We start from the raw sequence: 18,029 nt of genomic DNA on the forward strand, positions 1-18,029 counted from the left end.
AATCGCCAAACATGGCATATGACCCAGTGGCTTGGCTGTATTGTCGCCTTGATTATTTAAGCTCCACGCATGACTTTCATTGGTCACGAAGGCTAGCGATGCAGATGGGCATGAAGCGGTGCCGCAAGCGGAACCGGGCGTCGGATTGCTTTCCACCATCTAGTCTGTGCTAGCCGACTGCGCCCGGTACCAGGCGCAGACTCATTACAGAATCAGCCACATGCGGGTGCGAGTGGAGCAGATCTTCGGGCGCAATGGCTCAGATGGGAGCCGAGTTGCGTCGGCGCATTGGGCTGAAACGGGCCCCACAGGACAAGCGCCTCACCAAACTAGCTTACAACATGAACCACTACGCCCGCCTGGTCAAAAAACTCAAAAACGACTCGATTGAAGCCCCCCTTTTTGAAGCGGGGGAGAATCGGCAAATCGCTGTTTTAGCCCGCCTCGAAATATCCCCCTGTCCAGAGGTGCCCTTATGCCACTTTCATCCTTTTCGGTTCATCCATCTCGGATTGTGACGCATCGTCGCCGCTCACTTTCGAGCACGACTGCCCGCACTCCTTTCTCAATGGCTGCTGGCTTGAAACAAGACAGGCCCGGGCAGCGCCGTTTATCTGGGCATGAAGCCGCTCGCACTTCTACTTTGTCTTGTCACCATTTCGCAGGCCGCGTTCACCGAAGGCTGGTCCGTATGGTCGCCGCGTGACGAGGCGAAACCGGACGCCGCTGTCAGCAAAACCGGCGGCCATGATGGCAAAGGCGCGCTCGTCCTCGAAACTGGCGCGGGTGAGCACTGGATCGGCTGCTGGACGCGCACGCTGCCGGTGGAAGGGGGGAAGCATTACCAGTTCAGCGCATGGAAAAAAGCCGGTGCCATGCCCGTCGCACGCCGCAGTGTGTATGCGCGTGTCATCTGGCAGGATGAAAAGGGCGGTCCCGTCACCTGGGAGGAACCGGCGAAGCAAGGCTACGCCAAAGGCACCGTGCCGCGTGCCGAGCCTGAGTATCCCCATGTTCCTGAGGGCGAAACGAACCAGTGGGCGCATTGCGAAAGCATCCTGCGCGCGCCCGTGAACGCCAGACAGGCGAAGATCGAGCTTTACCTCCAGTGGGCCGCAAACGCACGAGTGGAATGGAGCGATGTTTCACTCACGCAGGTCGCCGCACCCGCCCCGCGCAAGGTGCGGCTGGCCACGATCCATCTCCAGCCGAAGGACGGCAAGAATCCGGCCGAAAAGCCGCCGCAGTTCGCCCCGCTCATCGCCGAGGCGGCAAAGCAGAAGGCCGAGCTCGTCGTGCTGCCGGAGACACTGACCTACTACGGCACCGGCAAGAAAATGGAAGAGTGCGCCGAGCCCGTGCCCGGCCCCAGCACCGAGTACTTCGGTGAACTCGCCAAAAAACACGACCTCCACATCGTCGCCGGCCTCGTCGAACGCGACGGCAAAACGCTCTACAACACCGCCGCGCTGCTCGGCCCGGACGGCCGCCTCATCGGCAAGTATCGCAAGGTCACGCTCCCACGCAGCGAGATCGAGGCCGGCATCACTCCCGGCCATGACTATCCCGTGTTCGACACGCGCTTTGGCAAGCTCGGCATGATGATCTGCTACGACGGCTTCTTCCCCGAAGTGGCGCGCGCCCTTGCCATCAACGGCGCCGAAGTCATCGCGTGGCCGGTGTGGGGCTGCAATCCGATGCTCGCCCAGGCGCGGGCGTGCGAGAACCACGTTTATGTCGTGAGCAGCACCTACACGGACGAGCGCCAGCACCAGTGGATGATCTCCGGCATCTTCGATCACTACGGCGACGTGCTTGCCAAGGCCGTCGAGTGGGGCACTGTCGCCATCGCCGAGGTCGATCTCAACGTGCCTGCGCACTGGAACAGCCTCGGTGACTTCAAGGCGCAAATCCCCAGCCATCGTCCGCCGCCGCTGCGGGAATAGCAGACGATTGCGACTTGGTCCGCGGCTCCTCAAGACCGTACGCGCCGCCCTTTGCACTTTGGCGTGACCCGGCGCATGCTGGCGGCATGTTCGGCATTGAACTCACTTTCTGGACGGGATTGCTGACGGTGGTTTCCATCGTGGGAGCGGTGGTGGCGCTGGGGCATCTGCTGCTGAGGCACCGGGACTATCGCTCGGCGGCGTTCTGGACGGCGCTGATCACGCTATCACCGTTGATCGGGCCGCTGCTGTATCTTTTCCTTGGCATCAACATCCTGCGCCGTCGCGCGCGCAGCTACCGCAGCTCGATCCATGAGCCGTGGCATGATCCGGTGCCGGAGCATCCCCTGCCCTTCGCGGGAGACAGTTGCGGCGCGCAGGAGCACCAGCAACTGGCGCGCACGCTGGACCGCATCTCGCGCTTCTGCTTCACGAACGGAAACGCGGTGACGATGCTCCATGGCGGCGATGAGGCGATGCCGCGCATGCTGGAGGCGATTCGCGGAGCCAAACAAAGCGTGTCGCTGGCGAGCTACATTTTTGAGGCGATCGGCATCGGCTCGGATTTTGTGACCGAGCTCTCGAACGCGGTGAAGCGCGGCGTGGAGGTGCGGGTGATGGTGGACGACGCGGGCACGCGCTACTCATGGCCACCGGTGATCGAGGCGCTGGAAAAGGCGGGCGTGAAGGCGCGGCGCTTCATGCCGAGCCGTCTCGTGCTGCGCCTGATCACGATGAACCTGCGGAATCACCGCAAAATCATGGTGGTGGACGGCACGTCGGCCTTCACGGGCGGAATGAACATCCGGGAGGGGAACATGCTGTCGCGCAATCCGGCGCATCCGGTGCATGACATGCACTTTGAGGTCAGCGGCCCCGTTGTGGCTCAAATCCAGCGCGTTTTCGCCGAGGACTGGGCCTTCTGCACCGGAGAAGCACTGGAAGGCCCCGCCTGGTTCCCGGACCTGCCCGCCACGGGCCGTATCAGCTCGATCGGCATCGTGGACGGCCCTGACGAGGATCTGGAGGTGATGCCGGCGGCCTTTTTCGCGGCGCTCAATTCCGCACGGGAGGAGGTGCGGATCATCACGCCCTATTTTTTACCGAACCCGGTGCTGATGGCAGCGCTGCGACTGTGCGCGATCCGCGGGGTGAAGGTGACGATCCTCACGCCGGCGGTGAATAACATCCCCTTCGTGGCCTGGGCGGCGCAAACGCTGTATCCCGAACTGCTGGCGGTGGGCTGCCGCATTTTCGAGTCACCGCCGCCCTTCGATCACTCGAAGTTCTTCCTGATCGACGGGGTTTGGTCTTTCCTTGGCTCCACGAACTGGGATCCGCGCAGCCTGCGACTGAACTTTGAGTTCAACCTCGCCTGCCATGACGAGGACCTAGGCCGCCGCCTGAGCGCGGAGATGGATGCCAAGCTGGCCGCGAGCCGCGAGATCACACGGGAACTGCTGGATGCGGCGCCGCTGGCGCACCGCCTGCGCAACGGGTTCGCGCGGCTTTTCATCCCCGTGCTTTGATTCATTGCAGCTTTTCGCCAAACAAAACGTATCTGAAGGACGTTTGAACCAGCCATGACGCTTGTGAAACCAGCCCCGCCACGTGCCACAATCCTCTTTTTGCGGAATAACCGGGCCGTGTTGCGCGTCACAAGCCCGTCTCCAATGACCACCTCTGACCGAAACTGAACCCTTTGCCCCGGAAGACGGGGCCGCTGCCGCGCGCAGCCAACCAGCGCAAACCCAACTCAACCCAACACCTATTCCATCATGAAGAAACTCATCGCCCTTGCCTTCGCGCTCGTCGCCTCCGTCGGATTCGCCGCCGAATTCCCGGACATCAGCATCGCCGACCTCAAGCAGGCCATCGCTGACAAGAAGGTCACCGTCATCGACGTGAACGGAGCCGCCTCTTACGCCAACGGCCACATCCCCGGCGCGATCAACTTCGCCGCCCAGAAAGACAGCCTCGCCAGCGTGCTTCCCTCTGACAAGGGAGCCCTCGTCGTCGCCTACTGCGGCGGCCCTGCCTGCAGCGCCTACAAAGCTGCCGCAAACGCCGCCAGCCAGCTCGGCTACACCAACGTGAAGCACCTCTCCGCCGGCATCTCCGGCTGGAAGGCCGCAAAAGAAGCTCTCGAGAAGTAATTCCTCGTCTCCTTCCTCCGAGCCGGATGCCTGCCCAGCAGGCGTCCGGCTTTTTTCATGTCCGCGCACTCTTCAGGGCGGCGACCATGCCTCCATCGCCAGACTCGCCGCGCCGAGTGCTCCCGCATCATCCCCCAGGGACGAAGGCACCACCTTTAGCGGCACCGTCGATAGGGCGGGCATCATCTCGTAAGCGGCGGACACGATGTCATCGCAGAAGCGGTTACCCAGCATGGTCAGCGGGCCGTGCAGGATGAAAACTCCGGAATCGGCGATCATTTGCAGACAGCCGATCACACGGGCGTAATCCGCGCACACCTCGTCCCAAACTTGGCCTTTGATGTCCGCGCACGAGGCCAGAGCGGCACGCAGATCCGGCGGGAGCTTTTCCTGCGGACCGACGCCCGCGAGCCGCCGCCAGGTCGCCGAAGCGCTGAGCGCGTGATGCAGCTCTTGATTTTTTCCTGAAGCACCGTCCAAAGGCCACGGCCAGCGCCCGATCTCGCCCGCAGCCCGGTGCGCTCCTTCCACCAACAAGCCGCCCTGCACCATGGCGATGCCAAACCCGCTGCGCGGCCCGAGAATCACATAATGACTCAAATCATGTCCCAGCCCGAACCAGCGCTCCGCAAGCGCAATGGCCCGCAGATTGTTCTGCAAGATAACCGGCACCTTGAGCTTCGAACCGATCTTTTCGGACACCGGAATGTCTTTCCAGTCAGGAATAAACGCATAAAGCAGCCCCACACCAGCTTGGGCATCCACCAATCCTGGAATTCCCAGCCCCAAGGAAAGCAGTGGTCCGCGCATAGAACGGGAGAGGCTCTGCACGCACTCGAGGATTTCCTCGATCACCAGTTCCGCCTTCACTTCCGCTGGCAACGGTCGTGACTCGGCAGCGCTCGCACGGCCGGAGAAATCCACACCGACGGCTTGGATTCGCTCGGCATTGAACTCAATCCCCGCGAACCAGCCCGCCTCAGCGCAGGTGGTCAGCAGGCGTCTCGGCCTTCCCATGGGGCCTTGATTGAGCCCTGACTCGTTAAGGAAGCCTTCCGCGATCAAACGGTCCACATAAAGCCCGATCGTGGAGGGGGAAATCCCCAGTTCCTTCGCCAGCAGCGTGCGGGAAGTGGCACGGCCGCTGCGCACCTTCAGAATGGCGGAACCAAGCATTTCATGTTGGAAGACCGGATTTTTTCGCATTCAAATAAAAAGCCTGTTGCCTGACCTTCTGTCTAGCAGGATCAATGCATCGTCATCAAAAAAATTTCTTATGACTTCACTCCCGATCCGCACTCCCGCCAGACAATGTGAAGTCGCCTGGTTTTCCGCCCTCTGCTCCGATGACTATGAATTTCTCGGGGTTCCCGATGGCTCCCTGCGCTCCAACTACGAGCACTGCGGCGACATTGTGAAAAAGGCCGACGCACTCGGCTATCAAAACATCCTCCTCCCATCGGGCTGGATCGCCGGGCAGGACGCGCTGGCCTTCGCCGCTGCCATGGCTCCTCAGACAAAGCAGATCAACCAGCTCGTCGCGCTCCGCATGGGTGAGGTCTTGCCGCCAATGCTCGCGCGCGCCCTTGCCACGGTCGATCACATCGCCAAAGGCCGCCTGTGCATCAACATCATCTCCTCCGACATGCCGGGCATCAAGGAGAGCAACGAAACGCGCTACGCCCGTGCCAGCGAGATCATCCAGATCCTCCAGGCCCTCTGGCTCACCGACGGCCCCTTTGAATGGAAGGGCGAGTTTTATCAAATCAGCCTGCCCACGACCGAACCGGCAAAACCCTACCAGCAAAACGGCGGCCCGCTCATGTACTTCGGCGGCATCTCGCCTGCCGCGCAGGATTTGTGCGCGAAGCATTGCGATGTGTTCCTGATGTGGCCCGAGACTGAGGACCGCATCGCTGAAACCATGCGCGGCATGTCGGAAAAAGCCGCCGGCTACGGACGCCAGATCGACTTCGGCTTCCGCGGGCACATCATCGTGCGTGAAACAGAGGCCGAAGCCCGGGCTGCTGCCGACCGCCTTATTTCAAAGCTCACCGCTGAAAAAGGCGCGGAGATCAAGGCCCGCTCGCAGGACAGCCAGAGCGCAGGAGTGAGGCGCCAGGACGAGCTCCGTGCTCAAAGCAAAGACCTCTACATAGAGGATCATCTCTGGAGCGGCATCGGCCTCGCACGCAGCGGCTGCGCCAGCGCCATCGTCGGCGACCCCGATCAAGTGCTGGCAAAACTCAACCGCTACATGGACATGGGCATCCGCGCTTTCATTCTGAGTGGCTACCCGCACCTCGACGAGTGCGATCTTTTCGCCAAACATGTGCTCCCCAGGCTGCCGACTTGCCGCCTGAACGAACTCCAAGGCCGCCTCGTTCCCAATCCTGTCACCCCGCTGACCACCGCTCCTCGTCGTTGATATGTCATCACCCGTTCGCTTCGCTCTCGCCGGATTCGGCGCCTGGGGCAAATTCCATGCCCAATCCATCGCCGGAAACCCGGACGCCAAGCTCGCCGCCATCACCGCGCCTTCAGATGCGTCGCGTGAAGAAGCTAGCAAGCTGTATCCTGATGCTAAAATCTTCGCTGACAGCCTCGAAATGATCGCGCAGGCAGAGTTCGACATCATCGACATCGTCACGCCAAGTCATACGCATCGCGAAATCGCCCTCGCGGCGATGCAGAAGGGCAAACACGTCCTTTTGGAGAAGCCCATGGCCATCACACTTGATGATTGCAAGGCCATCGTTGCCGGAGCGCGTCAATACGGCATGCATCTCGCCGTCGGACATGAATTGCGTCTCTCCAGCCAATGGGGCCGCATCAAGGAAATCATCGACGCGGGCACCATCGGCGATCCGCAATACGTCCTCGTCGAACTCTCACGAAAACCTTACCGCCTCGGGGCCTCGGGCTGGCGCTATGATCAGAACCGCGTTGGGAGCTGGGTGCTGGAGGAGCCCATACACTTCTTCGACCTCGCCCGCTGGTATCTCGAAAGCAGTGGTGATCCCGTGGAGTTGCACGCCTACGGCAACTCACGCGACCCGCAGCGTCCCACGCTCTTCGACAACTTCAGCGCCATGTTCAAATACGCGAACGGCAGCTACGCCGTGGTCTCGCAAACGCTCGCGGCTTTTGAGCATCATCAAACTGTCAAAGTCAGCGGCACCAAGGGTGCCTTGTGGGCCGCTTGGAGCGGCGCCCTGGATCGCACGCTTGAGCCTGAATATTTCCTCAAGGTCTTCGATGGCGACAAACTCGAAACCGTGAAACTCGACAAGCACAGCGGCGAGGTCTTTGAGTTGCGCGAGGAGATCGCCCAATGCGTCGAAATGGTGCGCACCGGCAAAAAGCCCGCCGCCACCGGCCTCGACGGCCTTTGGAGCGCCGGATTGTGCCTCGTGGCCGAGGAATCCATCCGCCAGAACAAACCGCTTCCCGTGGGCGAGATGCTGAAGTTTTGAAAACTGCCGGCATGAACACACGCCGCCATTTTCTCACCACGACCTCGGCAGCGTCTATGACCGCCGCCACACATGCCCTTGCCGCGGCAACAGGCTATGAACTCCAAAGAAATTCTCGCTCCCGACAACCTCACCTGGAACACCGAACCTCCGGTGAAACCGGATGCAGAAGGTTGGTATCCCGTGGCGGTTCCGGGCACGACGCTGCCAGCGTAGCGCATGCCTCCGGCTTGCGACATCATTGCCGCCATCGGCACAGACACGCTACTTCAGCGGTCCCAAACCATGCGCTACACGGGCTTGGAGACACTTTTCATCGCCGATCTCCACGCTGCGGCATGGCGTGGGCCTTCGAGCGTAGATGCGGCAGGAAACACAGCCGCCGATTTTGCCATCGAGATTCACACAGCGCGCCGGTTTCCGCTCCGTGCCGCTGAAACACACCTGAAACGGGCTCACTTGCACAAGTGTCGCCGCATCAAGGCCGCGCTGCTCCGCCTCCTGCCAGTAAAACGAAACGCGGTAATTCGCGCAGCACGCTCCGCAGCTTTGGCAGATGGAAGAATCGACAGGCATGGCTCGATCAACTGATGAGAAGCAGCCGCGTCTTCCCCGGAACCGGATCTGGCGCGCGATGAACACAGGGCGGCACCACGCATCCGTCATGCAGCGTGGCGACACGCCATAAATTACCGACGCCGAACGAATACGGCTTCGCATGTGGGAGCGGAACGTAGTGCAGATCGTAGTATCGGTCATTCAACCATTCGCAAAAGCCTTCGTCATCCACTCCGCCGTAACTTTCCAGGAGCAGCGCCCGTGTCTCCGGCACATCGATGCGCCGCACCGCCTGCTCATTCGGCAAACCCTCGGAAGATTCGCCATGATAGGTGCACAGCCAGGTGTCCACCTCGGCGGTGGCGCTGTCGGCATGCCAGGAGCAGACATCCGTGCGCACGGGGCCGGTCTCCTCCGGCTGCACATAGCCGTTGATGCCGTTCAACACAGGCTCGAGCCCGTGCTCGCTGAGCAGACGATGATCTGCGAGCATCATCTCGACAGCTTTTTGGCCCGCAGGACTCAAGGGCAATGCGTGAAGCGTTCCGGGATCCAAAATCGTGATCCCCCGCTCCAGACCGAGCAAGGCCGCGACCTCGCCGAAATCGCCGTCCAGCATGCGCGGCCAGCACAACGCGTTCACACCATCGCTGAAGGGCGTGGCGATGAGCTCCTCAAAACTGCCAACCACGCGAACATGTGATTCAGGCAAATAGGCGGGCGATGGCATGATCAGGAGAAAGCGGCTCTTTTTCGACGTTCTGGTTTCTGCATTTCCTCGTCATTCGGATTTACTCCTTCGTCATTCTTTTTTCCACCACACGATGAACGCCGCTCCCGCCAAATGGCACGCCTCCGTCAGCCGCTACCAGTGGCTCGTGCTCATCGTCGCTTCGCTGGGCTGGGTCTTCGATGCGTTTGAAGGACAGATCTTCAACATCACGCGGAAGGCGATGCTGGCGGAGATTTTGCAGCAGGCGCCGGATTCAGCGGGAGTGAAGGAGTGGGGCGACATCGTGCTCGGCTTCTTCCTCGTCGGCGGCACGCTCGGCGGCTGGTTGTTTGGCATGCTGGCGGATCGCTGGGGCCGCAGCCCGACAATGATCGTCACGATCCTGTTCTACTCGATCTTCTCGGGCCTGACCTACTTCGCGACGGACTTATGGCATGTCTGCACGCTGCGTTTCCTGGTGGCGATGGGCGTGGGCGGCGAATGGGCCGTCGCAGCGGCTCTGGTGGCGGAAGTATTCCCGAAAGAAGCACGGGCACGCGCCTCGGGCATCTTCCACTCGACCAGCGTGCTCGCCACCTGGCTCGCGGGCATCACAGGCATGTGGGTGGGCGCGAACTGGCGCTATGGCTATCTCATCGGCGTGATTCCGGCGCTGCTCACTCTTTGGGTTCGGGCTTCCATCAAAGAACCGGAGCGTCTGCAAGCCGCGCAGAAGTCCATGGGAGATCGCGTGGGCAGTTTTCGCGAGTTGTTCAGTCATCCGACATGGCGATTGCGTGCGCTCTGCGGCATGACGCTTGCCGCCGTCGGACTCGGCACGTTCTGGGGCGTCACGGTGGCCGGACAGGATTTGATGAGTCATCTGCTCGACAAGCTCGGCTGGGCTAAGGAGGCCATCGAAGCGGAATCCAAATTCGCCTACGGCATCGTGCAAGCCACCGGCGGCGGTTTGGGCATGCTGGCCTTCGGACCGATCTGCGAGCGCATCGGTCGCAAGCGCACCTTCTATCTGATGCAGATGCTCTCGCTCATCGTGATCCCGATCGTCTGCTTCCTGCCGCAAACACACTGGCAGATGCTCGTCGCGCTGCCGGTGATGGGATTTGTCACGCTGAGCATCCACGCCGGCTTCGCGGTTTATTTTCCGGAGCTTTTCCCCGATCACCTTCGGGCCACAGCATCGAGCTTTTGCTTCAACACCGGCCGCCTTCTCGCCGCGCCGATTCTTTTCACATCAGGCAAGCTCAAAGCCGCCTTCGATCTTCCCGTGGCAATCACGATGCTGTCTGGGCTGTTTGTAATCGGCCTGCTGGTGCTGAAGTTCCTGCCCGAAACAAAGGGGCAGGAACTGCCGGAGTAACGAGGCCGCTAAACCATCTCCATCATCCGCTTCTTCTTCGGCTTGCCGGCGCTGACGAATTCGACATCGGCGGCGATGACTTTGTATTCGGGGCACATGGTGTCGGCGTCGCAGCCTTGGCCGGTGACGTTGTTCACCATGGCTTCGGGGAAGTGGAAGGTGGTGTAGAGGATGCCGGGCTTCACTTCATCGGTGACGCGAGCTTCGAGCTCGACTTCGCCGCGGGCGCTGCTGAGGCGGACGCGGTCGCCGGTGCGGATGGATTTGCGCTGGGCGTCGGCGGGATTGAGGGAGAGGTAGTCCTGCACGACGATCTCGCTGTTCCCGGTGCGGCGGGTCATGGTGCCGCAGTTGTAGTGCTCCAAAATGCGGCCGGTGGTGAGGATGAAGGGGAACTCAGCGCCGTTGGTCTTTAGCTCGGTGGACTCCTTCCAGTCGAAGTAATGGAAGTGGCCTTTACCGCGAGCGAATTGCTCCTGGTGCATGATTTGCGTGTCGATGCCGCCTTCTTTGATGGGCCATTGCAGGCCTTGGTCGCCGAGGTTTTCCCAGGTGGCGCCTTTGAAGAAGGGAACGATTTTCGCGATCTCGGCGAGCACGCCATCGGGTGTGTAGTCGGCCTGCGGGAAGCCGAAGCGCTGCAAAATTTCGCACATGATCTGGCCGTCGGGCTTGGTGCCTTCGAGGGGCTTCACGGTGGCGTTCACGCGCTGCACGCGGCGCTCGGCATTGGTGAAGGTGCCGCTCTTTTCGAGGAAGGAGGACGCGGGGAGGATGACGTGCGCATACTTCGCGGTCTCGGTCATGAAAATCTCCTGCACGACGAGGAAATCGAGGCTTTCCATGGCGTGACGGACGTGATGGGCATCGGGATCGGTCTGGACGACATCTTCGCCCATGAGCCAGAGGGCCTTCAATTTGCCTTCGATGGCGGCATCAAACATCTGCGGGATCTTCCAGCCGGGTTCGGTGGGCGCGGGCGTTCCGTAGAAGTCGGTGTAGCGCTTCTGCACGTCGAGATCGTTCATCTCAAAGTAGCCTGCGCCTTGATGCGGCTGGCAGCCCATGTCGGCAGCACCTTGGACGTTGTTTTGACCGCGCAGCGGGTTCACGCCAACACCGGGACGACCGATGTTACCTGTCATCATGGCGATGTTCGAGATGAGCATGACAGTCTTCGCGCCCTGCTCGTGCTCGGTGACGCCGAGGCCGTGGAAGCTCATGGCGGCCTCCGCGCTGGCGTATTCGATGGCGGCGGCGCGGACGGTTTCGACGGCCACGCCGGTGATTTTTTCCAGTTCGGCCAAATCGAGGGCTTTGAGGCCGTTTTCGAACTCTTCCCAGTTCTCGCAGCGCTTGCGGACGAACTCGGTTTTCACCAAGCCAGCATCAAGAATGCAGCGGGCGAACATGTTCAGTAGCGCAACGTTCGTGCCGGGGCGGAGCTGGAGGTGATGCTTGGCATAAGGCACGAGCTCGATCTTGCGCGGGTCGATCACGATGAGCGGCGTGCCCTTCATGATGTGCTGCTTCAGGCGTGCGCCGGTGACGGGATGGCCCTCGGTGGGATTCGCGCCGATGACCATGACGCAGCGCGTGTGCTCGATGTCCTCGTAGCTGTTCGTGGCCGCGCCGGTGCCAAAGGACTTCTGCATGCCCCAGGCGGTCGGCGAATGGCAGACGCGGGCGCAGCAGTCGATGTTGTTCGTACCCATCACATGCCGGATGAACTTCTGCATGAGGTAGTTTTCCTCGTTCGTGCAGCGTGCGGAGGAGATGCCGGCCACCGCATTGCCGCCGTGCTCGTTTTTGATGCGAGTGAGGTTCGCCACGATGTGGTCGTAAGCCTCGTCCCAGGTGCTTTCTTTGAAGCTGCCATCGCTTTGGCGAATGAGCGGCTTCCGCAGGCGGTCCTTGTGGTTGTAGAACTTGAACGCAAAGCGGCCCTTGAGGCAGGTGTGCGCATGATTCACCTCGGCATCGACAGGTGCCTGGATGCTGAGCACCTCGTTGCCCTTCGTGGCGACGTTCAGATTGCAACCGACACCGCAGTAAGTGCACACGGTGCGCGTCTTCTTCGTGGCCTCGATGGATTTGGAGAAGAACACGTCACTGATCGCCGAGGTCGGGCAGGCCTGCGCACAGGCACCGCAGCTCACGCACTCCGAGTCCGCGAAGGACTGGTCGAGGCCCTTGATGATCTTCGCGTTGAAGCCGCGACCATGCATCGAGAGCACATGCTGGCCCTGGATTTCATCGCAAGCACGCACGCAGCGGGAGCAGTTGATGCACTTCGACAGCTCGCTGGTCATGTAGGGATGCGAGCGATCCTTCGCGCGGTCGAGATGGTTCGCACCCGCCGGGTAGCGCACGCCGCGGATGCCCACCTTGGCCGCCACGGTCTGCAATTCGCAGTTTCCACTCACCTCGCAGGTCAGGCAGTCCAGCGGATGGTCCGTGAGCACGAGTTCGACGATGTTTTTGCGCAAACGACGCACTTTTTGGCTCTCGGTGTAAATGTGCATGCCCGGCGCAATCGGCGTGTGGCAGCTCGCCACTACGCGACGCGGCCCATCGGCCTGCAAAGCCACCTCCACGCTGCAAACACGGCAAGCGCCATACGGCTCGAGCTGCGGCGCATCACACAAGGTAGGCACAAAACCGCGCCCTTTGTGGCGGTCGATGAAGTTGAGCAGCGTGTCGCCGGTTTCAAAACGATGCGGTTCGCCGTCGATGAACGCGGTGAGGGTGGAGAGATCTTGGACCATGGTTGGGCGCGTTTGAAGGTTTGAGAAAAGATTAAAGGCAGGAACCGCCGCCGGGGAGGCGTTTGCGCAGGAAATTCATGCGTTTCTCGATAGGCATGGCGAGACGGCGACGGATGAGATCAGTGAGGTGATGGTCGCTTTCGACCTTGAGAGCGTCGAGTACTTCCTGCCGTGTCGGACGGCGACTTTTGGGGCGACTGGGACTTGGTTTGCTCATGCAGGGTGCGTTGAAGGACTTCCATCACGGCGACGTCTCGCGGACGAGCGGCGGCTTGTTTACTGATGACAATATCCGCCAGCGAGGCGAGCAGCAACGGCGCGTTTTCGAGCATGACGCGAGAGGCCCGCGAGCGGAGGCTGTTGAATGACTTCACCCCGTCAACCACAGGCATAAAATCCACCTGGAGGCCGAGATCGTCATCCACCATGCGGTAGAGCTTTGAAACCGGGTAGTAAGGCCGCAGGATGACGGCCTTGAGTTCCTTCGCCACGGCTTTGAGCTTCCGCATGTTCACCGGCGTGTCGCGAATCATGAAATCGAAGTCGAGTGTCGTGACCGGAGCCCCGTGAATGGCAGCGCCCGCATTGCCGATGAGAATGGCCTCAAGCCCGTGCTTTTGCATGGCTTGCAAGACCGCTCTCAGCAAATGGGTGGCGCTCATGGATCAGGGCTTGAAGTAGTCCTTCAATTCCGCTTCGAAGTGCTGAATCGCGTTCTTGATCGGCAGCGGCACACCACCACCCAACGCACACAATGAAGTCTGCTCCATGGTGTCGAGCAGATCGGTGATGAGTTCGCGGTCGATTTTGAACGTGGTGTCGCCGCGGGCTTTGGCGATGAGTTCCTTGCCGCGGGTGCTGCCGAGGCGGCAGGGGAAGCATTTGCCGCAGCTTTCGTCGGCGGTGAACTGGAAGAGGTGCTGGATGTATTCGATCATCGGCATCGACTCCGGGATGCTAACGACGCCAGCGTGGCCGAGGAGGAAGCCGGCTTTCTTGAAGCTCTCGAAATCGACGGTGAGCTGGCTGATGTGGCTCATCGGCACGATGCCGCCGAGCGGGCCGCCGATTTGAATGGCTTTAATCTTCGTTTTGAAGCCACCGGCGAGGTCGATGACGGTTTGCAGCGGCGTGCCCATGGCGACTTCATAGATGCCGGGCTTCACGAAATGACTGTCGAGCGAGAGCAGTTTTGGGCCGCTGGACTGCGGGGTGCCTATTTGAGCGTAGCCTTTGCCGCCGAGCGTGAGGATGGCGCGGAGGTTGGCGAAGGTTTCGACGTTGTTGACGATGGTGGGCTTGCGGTAGAGGCCCTCGTTCACCGGGAAGGGCGGACGCGTGCGCACTTCGGGACGCAGGCCTTCGATGCTGGCGAGTAGGGCGGTTTCCTCACCGCAGATGTAGGCTCCGGCGCCTTTGATGGTCTTCAGCGCGAAGTTGAAGCCGGTGCCGAGAATGTTTTGGCCGAGCAATCCGGCCGCATGCAGGTCCGCGATGGCTTGGTTGACGATGGTGACGCTGTCCGGATACTCGGCGCGGATGTAGAGCACGCCCGTTTCAGCTCCCGCGAACCAACCAGCCACCATCATGCCGAGCAGCACGCTGTGCGGCTGCTTTTCCATGAGGTATTTGTCGATGTAGGCACCGGGATCGCCTTCGTCGGCATTGCAGACGACGTATTTCACTTTGCCTTCAGCCGCACGGCAACCAGCCCACTTGATGGAGAGTGGGAAACCCGCGCCACCACGACCCCGCAGGCCGCTGTCCTTCAATTCGGCCGCGAGCGCGTCGCGATTGCCTTCGGTGATGAGCTTCTTGAAGGGCGCGTAGTAGTCTTCGATGCCTTTAAACTCCGCAGTGAGAATCGCGGGCTGTAGATGCGAAACAACGGCATAGCGATCTTCGCTGTCGCCTTTGCTGGTCTTGAAAAGGTCGCTCAAAGCGGCGTCGGACTGGCCGGAGTAGTTTTTACCGCCGAATTGCAACGCGCCGCCCTCATGGCAGCGGCCTAGGCAGCAGATGTGGCCGATCTCTTCTTTCTTGAAGTGTGTTTCCAGCGTGTGGTGGAGCTTGTCTTGAGTTCCGGCGCACAAGCAGGCACTGCCGTTGCAGACGAAGACCTTCTTCCCTTCGTTTTCCTTTTTGAGGAAGTCGTAGAAGCTCACCGCGCCGAGCGTGATGGCATCGCCAAACAGGTGATCCTGGCCCATCTGGTGGACGAGATCGTTCTTTTCGGCCGTGCCGTGTTTTTCGGCGGCATCGACCATGCGTTCGAAGACATTTTTTTCGACTCCTTTACGGAAAGAGAGGGCGCTGAGGTTTTTGGACATGGTTGTGTCTGCGATTTAACGCTGAATTTACCCAGGGCTTTGCGCAAAGTAACGCCTAGACTGCCTCAACGATGATCTTTTCACCCCGAATCTCCCGTACGCGGACCGGGGTGCCACTTTGGACGTAATCGCCCTCCGCCATCGCCTCGATGAGAAGGCCGCCGAGTTCGATGGTGCCGTAGGGGCGCAGAGCGCTGCGGGTGGTGCCGCTGTCTCCGACCTTCGCCTTTGCGGCAGCCTGCATGGCCGGGGCATCGTTCAAGGTGCCGCCGGCGGAGCTTTGCAACACAAGAGCGCGGAAGGGACGCAAGTCCGGCAGCCAGAGGCAGAGCAGTGTGATGATCACGGCGGCACCGGTCACACCGAGGGCAAAGTTGCGGAATCCGGTCGCGTAGGCGGCCCAGTTGAAGGAAAAACCGCCAGATGCGGGCATCTCGCCACTTGGCGGCGCGATTTCCCAGCCGGACATGGCGTAAACAAGTGCCACCATCACGCAAAGAAAGCCCAGGAGCCCAGGAAGGATGGTCCCTGGTGCCGCGAGCAGTTCCACACCGATCAAAACGATGCCGAGTATGAAAATGGCGGCCACCACCATGGTCTCCTTCCCTGCCAGGCTGCCGGCGACGTAGTGTCCGAAGAAGAACAGCAGGAACGCGCCTGCGGCAATGATGCCCGGGACGCCAAAACCGGGTGTCTGCATTTCCAGGTAGCCTCCGGCCAGACCGATCAGAATCAGGATGGCGGCGTAACGCGTGACCCAGATGGCGATCATCTCGAAGCCGGTCGGCTCGGCGGTGATGACCTCGCCTTTCAATGCCTCACGCCGCTTGATCTCCTCGATGCTTTTCGCGATTCCCTTCGCGAGAAGTGGCTTGCCGTCGATGAGCATCGTGGCCTGCTCGGAGTCGAGCGTGACAATCTCCCCCTTCGGGATGATGACGCGTCCGTTGATGACCAGTCCGCGGTCCATGTCGATCATTCCCTCGATGATGCGCACATCGTGGCCTTTTTCGCGCACCACAGTGCGTGCCATGCCCATGAAGGCGGAGTTGTTCTTCGCGCGCTCGGCCTCGGCCAGCGGCGAGCCATCACCGGAAACTGGCGTTGAGGCACCGATGGCGCTCGCGGGAGCCATGTAGATCGCGTCCGTGGCCATCGCGATCAATGCGCCGGCGGAAATGGCACGCGTGTTGACGAAAGCGAGGCTGCGCGTCTTGAGATTTTGCAGATCCTTCATCATCAGCGTGATCGTGTCCCAGGCGAGTCCACCGGGTGTGTCCAAATCGAAGACCACCGCCTCAGCGCCTTGCTCGTTGCAAAGGTTGAGCGTTCGCTTCATGAACTCAAACCTTGCGGGGATGATCAAATCGTCCTCGCCAACGGGAATGACGACGATCTTGCCCGCGTAGCTTTCGGCGCGCTCAATCACGGGCTTTTTCGGCACGGCGGGTGGTTGAGGCTCGGGTTCGACTGCGGGCTTGGTTTCCGCCGTTTTCCCTCCCTGCATCTCAAACCAAGCCGCGTCGAGCGTGACGAGCGCGCCGGAAGGCGTGGCAGATTTCGCCAGCGCACCGACATCGCTGATCACGGCCCGCGCGAGCAGCGGACGGCCATCGACAGGCTGCACCGCTGAGTCCGCGTCGAGTAGCAAAAGCTCGCCCTTTTCAGCGATCGTGGTGTTTCCGACCGCCAGGCCTTTCTCGCGGTCCACAAACGCCTCGGCAAGCTCGGGCCGGTGGCCCTTCAATTTGCACAAACTGCGCACGCCAGCCTTCAAAACGGCCAGCGCCTCGGCCAGGATGGTGTCCTGGGCCTTCTGTGAGAGGGACTCGTCCACCGTCACCTTCGGCGGAGCCGCTCCGATGCGTGAACCTGGTGTCATCCAGATTTCGTCGCAGGCCAGTGCCAGCAATGCACCGCCACCGATGGCGGACGTGTTCACAAAGGCCTGTGTTTTGATCTTGAGGCGCGCGATCTCCTCCGCGAGCGGCAGCGCGGCCTGCGCAGGGCTTTGCGTGACGTGCAGTTCGAGGATCAAGCCGGACGCGCCCTGTTTGACGGCCTCATCCATCCAGTTTCGCAGTGCCTGCCAGCGCCGCAGGTCATCGAGGTCGGAATCAGTGACGGCCACACGCGTGATCTTGCCGGACAGCGCGGGTTCAACCGCGCAAAGAGGCCAGACCGCGATGAGAGCCAGCAGGAAGATGCGAAGTGGTTGCATGCCGGAGACTACGTTCGCGCATGCGACATCGCAACCGGCAGGAAGTCAGCCTTTTTTGCCGAACAGCAGACGCCAGACATACATCAGCAGCAACGCCCCGCCAACAGCGACAGCGATGCCCTTGAGGCTGAAGCTGCCTGAAGCGTCGCCAATGCCCAGCAAGGAGCCGAGATAACCGCCGATAACACTGCCGATGATGCCAAGGAGCACCGTGGTGATGGGATTGATGCCCTGTCTGCCCGGCATGATAAGCTTGGCGAGCATGCCGGCGACGAATCCGAGCACGGACCAGATGAGAAGTGATTGAAGCATAAGACACTCAGGCTAGCGAGAAGGACCACACCCGGTCAATTCCATTTCCCCGCAGCCTGCCAAGCCTTCCAGCCGCCTTTGAGCACGAAGGCGTTCTCGATCGGCAGCAGTTGCTTGAGACGCTCCAGCACATGACGGCTGGCGTCACACTTCGCGGCGCTGCAATAGA

General features: G+C 61.0%; 15 protein-coding genes. 7 read left to right on the plus strand and 8 right to left on the minus strand.

Translation table 11 applies throughout. The annotated features are described in order from the left end of the window. Positions 1–341 precede the first annotated feature (341 nt). The 4 genes from ACILSE_RS18370 to ACILSE_RS18385 all read left to right on the plus strand — a co-directional run bounded on the left by ACILSE_RS18370 (position 342) and on the right by ACILSE_RS18385 (position 4,102). Positions 342–518 (plus strand): hypothetical protein, encoded by a 177-nt coding sequence (locus ACILSE_RS18370; RefSeq protein ID WP_395718886.1) that lies wholly within the window; start codon positions 342–344, stop codon positions 516–518. 102 nt (positions 519–620) lie between these two features. Further along, complete coding sequence (locus ACILSE_RS18375; protein ID WP_395718887.1) at positions 621–1,946, plus strand: nitrilase-related carbon-nitrogen hydrolase; 1,326 nt, start codon at positions 621–623, stop codon at positions 1,944–1,946. A gap of 86 nt (positions 1,947–2,032) precedes the next feature. Next, positions 2,033–3,475 (plus strand): cardiolipin synthase, encoded by a 1,443-nt coding sequence (cls, locus tag ACILSE_RS18380; RefSeq protein WP_395718888.1) that lies wholly within the window; start codon positions 2,033–2,035, stop codon positions 3,473–3,475. Between the two features lie 249 nt (positions 3,476–3,724). Continuing rightward, positions 3,725–4,102, plus strand: a complete 378-nt coding sequence (locus tag ACILSE_RS18385; protein ID WP_395718889.1) for a rhodanese-like domain-containing protein — start codon at positions 3,725–3,727, stop codon at positions 4,100–4,102. A gap of 72 nt (positions 4,103–4,174) precedes the next feature. On the opposite strand, the gene ACILSE_RS18390 is transcribed toward ACILSE_RS18385, so the two are convergent. Further along, the gene (locus ACILSE_RS18390) at positions 4,175–5,278 is read right to left on the minus strand and encodes an ROK family protein (protein ID WP_395718890.1); all 1,104 of its coding nucleotides are present in this window, start codon (positions 5,276–5,278) and stop codon (positions 4,175–4,177) included. A gap of 100 nt (positions 5,279–5,378) precedes the next feature. Between ACILSE_RS18390 and ACILSE_RS18395 the strand changes: the two genes are divergently transcribed. Next, positions 5,379–6,530 carry an LLM class flavin-dependent oxidoreductase gene (locus tag ACILSE_RS18395; protein ID WP_395718891.1) on the plus strand — a complete coding sequence of 384 codons (1,152 nt, stop codon included), beginning with the start codon at positions 5,379–5,381 and terminating at the stop codon, positions 6,528–6,530. A gap of 1 nt (position 6,531) precedes the next feature. Then, entirely contained in the window at positions 6,532–7,578 is a 1,047-nt protein-coding gene (locus ACILSE_RS18400; protein ID WP_395718892.1) for a Gfo/Idh/MocA family protein, read from the plus strand. Between the two features lie 264 nt (positions 7,579–7,842). On the opposite strand, the gene ACILSE_RS18405 is transcribed toward ACILSE_RS18400, so the two are convergent. Both ACILSE_RS18405 and ACILSE_RS18410 read right to left on the minus strand, forming a co-directional pair. Then, complete coding sequence (locus ACILSE_RS18405) at positions 7,843–8,154, minus strand: YkgJ family cysteine cluster protein (protein ID WP_395718893.1); 312 nt, start codon at positions 8,152–8,154, stop codon at positions 7,843–7,845. A gap of 7 nt (positions 8,155–8,161) precedes the next feature. Further along, the gene (locus tag ACILSE_RS18410) at positions 8,162–8,866 is read right to left on the minus strand and encodes a hypothetical protein (protein WP_395718894.1); all 705 of its coding nucleotides are present in this window, start codon (positions 8,864–8,866) and stop codon (positions 8,162–8,164) included. Positions 8,867–8,960: 94 nt separating this feature from the next. On the opposite strand from ACILSE_RS18410, the gene ACILSE_RS18415 reads away from it, so the two are divergent. After that, complete coding sequence (locus ACILSE_RS18415) at positions 8,961–10,229, plus strand: MFS transporter (RefSeq protein ID WP_395718895.1); 1,269 nt, start codon at positions 8,961–8,963, stop codon at positions 10,227–10,229. A gap of 8 nt (positions 10,230–10,237) precedes the next feature. Here the strand turns inward: ACILSE_RS18415 and fdhF are convergent, their stop codons facing one another. The 5 genes from fdhF to ACILSE_RS18440 all read right to left on the minus strand — a co-directional run bounded on the left by fdhF (position 10,238) and on the right by ACILSE_RS18440 (position 17,860). Further along, positions 10,238–12,997, minus strand: a complete 2,760-nt coding sequence (gene fdhF / locus ACILSE_RS18420; protein ID WP_395718896.1) for a formate dehydrogenase subunit alpha — start codon at positions 12,995–12,997, stop codon at positions 10,238–10,240. 119 nt (positions 12,998–13,116) lie between these two features. Then, the gene (locus ACILSE_RS18425; RefSeq protein WP_395718897.1) at positions 13,117–13,659 is read right to left on the minus strand and encodes a hypothetical protein; all 543 of its coding nucleotides are present in this window, start codon (positions 13,657–13,659) and stop codon (positions 13,117–13,119) included. 3 nt (positions 13,660–13,662) lie between these two features. Beyond that, on the minus strand, positions 13,663–15,327 hold the full coding sequence (locus tag ACILSE_RS18430; protein ID WP_395718898.1) for an NADH-ubiquinone oxidoreductase-F iron-sulfur binding region domain-containing protein: 1,665 nt from the start codon (positions 15,325–15,327) through the stop codon (positions 13,663–13,665). 55 nt (positions 15,328–15,382) lie between these two features. Continuing rightward, positions 15,383–17,548 (minus strand): NfeD family protein, encoded by a 2,166-nt coding sequence (locus ACILSE_RS18435; protein WP_395718899.1) that lies wholly within the window; start codon positions 17,546–17,548, stop codon positions 15,383–15,385. Positions 17,549–17,593: 45 nt separating this feature from the next. Further along, a complete protein-coding gene (locus ACILSE_RS18440; RefSeq protein ID WP_395718900.1) occupies positions 17,594–17,860 on the minus strand; it encodes a GlsB/YeaQ/YmgE family stress response membrane protein in 267 nt (88 codons plus the stop codon). Positions 17,861–18,029: the final 169 nt, after the last annotated feature.

This window comes from Prosthecobacter sp. (assembly GCF_044236155.1).
Lineage (GTDB): Bacteria > Verrucomicrobiota > Verrucomicrobiia > Verrucomicrobiales > Verrucomicrobiaceae > Prosthecobacter.

Excerpts from the sequence above, each read along its gene's own strand:
- ACILSE_RS18430 (WP_395718898.1), bottom strand. The coding sequence starts at position 15,327 with ATGTCCAAAAACCTCAGCGCCCTCTCTTTCCGTAAAGGAGTCGAAAAA.
- cls (WP_395718888.1), top strand. The coding sequence starts at position 2,033 with ATGTTCGGCATTGAACTCACTTTCTGGACGGGATTGCTGACGGTGGTT.
- ACILSE_RS18410 (WP_395718894.1), bottom strand. The coding sequence starts at position 8,866 with ATGCCATCGCCCGCCTATTTGCCTGAATCACATGTTCGCGTGGTTGGC.
- ACILSE_RS18390 (WP_395718890.1), bottom strand. The coding sequence starts at position 5,278 with ATGCTTGGTTCCGCCATTCTGAAGGTGCGCAGCGGCCGTGCCACTTCC.
- ACILSE_RS18385 (WP_395718889.1), top strand. The coding sequence starts at position 3,725 with ATGAAGAAACTCATCGCCCTTGCCTTCGCGCTCGTCGCCTCCGTCGGA.
- ACILSE_RS18415 (WP_395718895.1), top strand. The coding sequence starts at position 8,961 with ATGAACGCCGCTCCCGCCAAATGGCACGCCTCCGTCAGCCGCTACCAG.
- ACILSE_RS18375 (WP_395718887.1), top strand. The coding sequence starts at position 621 with ATGAAGCCGCTCGCACTTCTACTTTGTCTTGTCACCATTTCGCAGGCC.
- ACILSE_RS18370 (WP_395718886.1), top strand. The coding sequence starts at position 342 with ATGAACCACTACGCCCGCCTGGTCAAAAAACTCAAAAACGACTCGATT.
- fdhF (WP_395718896.1), bottom strand. The coding sequence starts at position 12,997 with ATGGTCCAAGATCTCTCCACCCTCACCGCGTTCATCGACGGCGAACCG.
- ACILSE_RS18405 (WP_395718893.1), bottom strand. The coding sequence starts at position 8,154 with ATGCCTGTCGATTCTTCCATCTGCCAAAGCTGCGGAGCGTGCTGCGCG.
- ACILSE_RS18395 (WP_395718891.1), top strand. The coding sequence starts at position 5,379 with ATGACTTCACTCCCGATCCGCACTCCCGCCAGACAATGTGAAGTCGCC.
- ACILSE_RS18400 (WP_395718892.1), top strand. The coding sequence starts at position 6,532 with ATGTCATCACCCGTTCGCTTCGCTCTCGCCGGATTCGGCGCCTGGGGC.
- ACILSE_RS18440 (WP_395718900.1), bottom strand. The coding sequence starts at position 17,860 with ATGCTTCAATCACTTCTCATCTGGTCCGTGCTCGGATTCGTCGCCGGC.
- ACILSE_RS18425 (WP_395718897.1), bottom strand. The coding sequence starts at position 13,659 with ATGAGCGCCACCCATTTGCTGAGAGCGGTCTTGCAAGCCATGCAAAAG.
- ACILSE_RS18435 (WP_395718899.1), bottom strand. The coding sequence starts at position 17,548 with ATGCAACCACTTCGCATCTTCCTGCTGGCTCTCATCGCGGTCTGGCCT.